The 712-nt window shown below is 42.8% G+C and carries 1 pseudogene; it reads right to left on the reverse strand.

Annotated features, from left to right (window positions below):
* Positions 1 to 193 precede the first annotated feature (193 nt).
* A pseudogene (locus A7098_RS23595) lies at positions 194 to 490 on the reverse strand (Arm DNA-binding domain-containing protein); the annotation flags it as partial.
* Positions 491 to 712 lie beyond the last annotated feature (222 nt).

A 712-nucleotide genomic window follows, 5' to 3' on the forward strand; every position in this document is an offset into this window, starting at 1 on the left:
ATTAGTTATTTCTTATCAAGACTAATATTTTCTCTTCGTTCAAGGTTAAATTTGTCTGCATATTCTTCAATAAGCGAATTAACTTCTTTATATACAATGTATTCGTGACGTTCGCGGTTGAATTTTTTAAAATAAATATCAAGAGGAGTTAACTGTCTGTTTATTTTTTATATTTTCACTGATGCCGTCTGTATTCTTTAGTGTTACCGTTTTTACGGGCAAACTTCTCCTTCTGCTTTTTCACGCCGGGATCGTTGCCTGTGCTCAATACCGAGCGGGCGTCCTCACGCATCTTGCGGGTAATTGCCAGAGAAACAGCAGGATAAGCGCCAAACGCCAGCTTTTTCTCTTTACCGCCAAAATGGTACTTGAGGTGCCAGAGTTTACAGCCGTTGGGTTTAATCAGCAGGTACAGACCCTGCGTATCGCTGAGTTTCCAAGGTTTATCAAGCGGCTTTGCATTACGGATGGCGGTATCGCTGAGAGACATAGTGGGGGCTCCATAGTTTATCGAACCGATGGGTCCCCAATTAAGCCCTAAAAAACTATGGATGTAAAAAAATCTGGTAGCACCTGCTGGTGCTCCAGATTCTTTGTTACTAACTGATTTTTAACGTTTCAGGACTCATAGAGACGCCATGAAACTAAATAGTGGTGCCCGGACTCGGAATCGAACCAAGGACACGGGGATTTTCAATCCCCTGCTCTACCG

It is taken from the genome of Escherichia sp. MOD1-EC7011 (assembly GCF_002965005.1).
Taxonomy (GTDB): Bacteria; Pseudomonadota; Gammaproteobacteria; order Enterobacterales; family Enterobacteriaceae; genus Escherichia; species Escherichia ruysiae.